General features: G+C 49.2%; 2 protein-coding genes. Both read left to right on the plus strand.

The features are described from left to right. Nucleotides 1-399 precede the first annotated feature (399 nt). Nucleotides 400-831 carry a hypothetical protein gene (locus ACURWW_RS17160; RefSeq protein WP_445618367.1) on the plus strand — a complete coding sequence of 144 codons (432 nt, stop codon included), beginning with the start codon at nt 400-402 and terminating at the stop codon, nt 829-831. Nucleotides 832-1,207: 376 nt separating this feature from the next. Further along, nucleotides 1,208-1,882, plus strand: coding sequence for an AbiV family abortive infection protein (locus ACURWW_RS17165; protein ID WP_445618368.1), 675 nt, complete (start codon nt 1,208-1,210; stop codon nt 1,880-1,882). The last annotated feature ends 143 nt before the right edge of the window (nt 1,883-2,025 follow it).

Genomic DNA, 2,025 nt, shown 5'->3' on the forward strand with positions numbered 1-2,025 from the left:
ATCGCTTTTCCATTGCGGCTGCGCCTTCATTACAAAGCCACGCGTGCTGCGGGCGTTAATGTGCGCTCTGCCGTTTGGCTTTATGCCTGCTGTCAGGTTCGGTTTAATAGCGGGCAATCAGCAACAAGTATTACCGCAGCCTGACAGTCGGTAGCGTTCGCTCAGGGCTGCCGGTCGCCGAGGATGGTTCAAACAGTACGTTCAGGCGGTAGCGTGTAGGGCAGTAACTTTTGGTTCAGCGTGTTTCTCGGTCCTTACTAAGCTAAGGCTCCGCTGGCGCTGCGCCACGGTAGCGGGTTCAACCCGTCGCTGCCATTAACAAGGCGTTGTTGCGGACCACTTTTCCGCTGGCGCTACAAAGTGTCCGCAAAACGCGGCGTTAGCAGTCACTAGAGAATTATGAGTGTAATTGAAGTTTTGAAAGAAAAATTACTTGGGAATTTCTACTCTATATTCAGAGTAGGAGATGCCTTTGATTTGTATTTCGATGCTTTTTGGCTCATAGCTCACAATGTGGTTTCTCCAGATGAAGATGAAATAAAGAGACAATTACCGGCTTTGTATCAGCCATCATCTGAGGCCGTAGATAAAGAGGATGTAGCTAAGAGCATAGTGCTTTCATCCACGCTCCGTAAGTGTATAACTGGTGTGGCTCTACTGCCTGATTCAAGTTTGGAGCTTACTTTCGAAAACGGGGTTAAGTTACTATTCCCAACCAACACCGACGTAGTTGATTGGCAGTGGGCTCTAAATGAAAATGCCAATGATCCTTATCTTGGTTGTATTGTGGGTGTTTTTGAATCGGGTGAGGCTCAGCTTGGCAACTGCTAACAAGGCGCTGTTGTCGGACTGGTTTTCCGCTGCGCTCCAAACCAGCCGCAAAGCGCGGCGTTAATGTGCGCTCTGCCGTTTGGCTTTCCGGCGGGGAATAAGTGCGGTGCAGTAGCCAACAATCAGCAATAGGCATCGAGGCAGGCGAAAGTTGCGGTGCAGTTCGTTCAAACGGTAGCGAGTTGGGGATAGGAATCTGAATCGGTGTTCTGCCTGGTTGTCTATCAAGCTAAAGCTGCGCTACGCTCCGCAGCGTAGTTCTTGCTTGGTTCAACCCGTCGCTGCCATTAACAAGGCGTTGTTGCGGACCACTTTTCCGCTGGCGCTACAAAGTGTCCGCAAAACGCGGCGTTAGTGCCAAATGTTGAGAGTCGAAATGGCTGAAGGTTTAAAGCAATACAAAGGCAACTTAAGTTCCTCTCAAATTGCATCTGGAATCAATGTTGCCATCAAGAATTCTAGAAGGCTCTGCGAGGACGCTAGTCTTCTTTTTGACAACGGCAGATACCCGAGTGCACTTGCTCTGGCGATTCTTTCAATAGAGGAATCAGGAAAGGCCTCAATCCTCCGGTCACTTTCATTGGCAGACGATGGCAAGGAGCTTAAGGAAGGCTGGAAAAGATACAGGTCTCATAAAGACAAGAATACGCACTGGATTGCGTTGGACATGATGCTTGAAGGAGCTAGAAGCTTGGAAGATCTTTCAAGAATTGCAGACCCAAGTTCAGACCATCCAGAAATTTTGGACCAATTGAAGCAGGTGGCGCTATATACAGACTGTTTGGGCTCCGCCCACTGGTCTTCCCCCGAGGAAGTAGTTGAAAAAGACTTGGCTGCAGGGATACTCAGAACCGCAGATATATTCTCAAGAAAGCAGAATTGTGCCGAGGAGCATATTTCGCTTTGGATAAAGCATATGCTTCCAGTAAAGAATCAGCCTCAGTCTATTCAAAACCAAGCGCTGCTAAATTGGTTCAACGAAATGAAAGCTAAAGGCTACATAACCGAGGGGGAAGTAGCGTTCAAGGACTTCTTAGGTGTGGATGTATGAGCACTAACAATCGCAAGCAGTTCGGCCCTTCGGGCCCGGACCTCGCTTCGCTCGGCCGCTGTTGCGGGCGTTAAATGTTCAGGTGGCCGATGGTAACTAGGAGCGAAATAGAAAAGGTGCGACCATGCTTTCGGTGGCTCGCG

The sequence above is a fragment of the Gilvimarinus sp. F26214L genome, from assembly GCF_054401055.1.

Coding starts and splice junctions, on each gene's coding strand:
- ACURWW_RS17160 (WP_445618367.1), top strand. CDS start 400: ATGAGTGTAATTGAAGTTTTGAAAGAAAAATTACTTGGGAATTTCTAC.
- ACURWW_RS17165 (WP_445618368.1), top strand. CDS start 1,208: ATGGCTGAAGGTTTAAAGCAATACAAAGGCAACTTAAGTTCCTCTCAA.